Source organism: Burkholderia sp. KCJ3K979 (genome assembly GCF_016759955.1).
GTDB lineage: Bacteria > Pseudomonadota > Gammaproteobacteria > Burkholderiales > Burkholderiaceae > Burkholderia > Burkholderia orbicola.
On the sequence record NZ_JACFYV010000451.1, the window covers coordinates 1 to 683 of the forward strand.

General features: G+C 51.2%; 2 tRNA genes and 1 rRNA gene. All 3 read left to right on the top strand.

The annotated features are described in order from the left end of the window. The first annotated feature begins 43 nt into the window (after nt 1–43). Nucleotides 44–120, top strand: a tRNA-Ile gene (locus H3O04_RS35555). An 89-nt stretch (nt 121–209) separates the two neighbouring features. Continuing rightward, a tRNA-Ala gene (locus tag H3O04_RS35560) sits at nt 210–285 on the top strand. Between the two features lie 289 nt (nt 286–574). Further along, nucleotides 575–683: ribosomal RNA gene (locus H3O04_RS35565) — 23S ribosomal RNA — on the top strand; the annotation flags it as partial.

The window sequence follows — 683 nt, forward strand, 5'->3', positions numbered from 1 at the left end:
TGAGCGCTCACGCTTATCGGCTGTAAATTAAAGACAGACTCAGGGGTCTGTAGCTCAGTCGGTTAGAGCACCGTCTTGATAAGGCGGGGGTCGTTGGTTCGAATCCAACCAGACCCACCATTGTCTGACGTGTCGGTGATCGTTAGCGCTTTAGCGCTTACGAGCAGCCCATGCCGAAAGGCTGTAGGTACCTGAGGAATTCTGTACATGGGGGCATAGCTCAGCTGGGAGAGCACCTGCTTTGCAAGCAGGGGGTCGTCGGTTCGATCCCGTCTGCCTCCACCAATCACCAACGCTAAGGGCTTGGTTCAGACACTGAACCGAGAATTTTGCATTGGCGATTGAGCCAGTCAGAGGATATCAACAGATATCGGCTGTCGTTCTTTAACAATCTGGAAGAAGTAAGTAATTTGGATAGCGGAAGCGTCTCGAGATGGACGTGGAAGTTATCCGGGTTGTGATTGTATCGATGTATCTCAAGATGATTCGAACTCTATGTTCGACTTAAATTGGAATACGGCACAACGCGAGAACTCAACCTGTAGCGACTGTCGATGAGACAGACTCGTTATAGGGTCAAGCGAACAAGTGCATGTGGTGGATGCCTTGGCGATCACAGGCGATGAAGGACGCGGTAGCCTGCGAAAAGCTACGGGGAGCTGGCAAACGAGCTTTGATCCGTA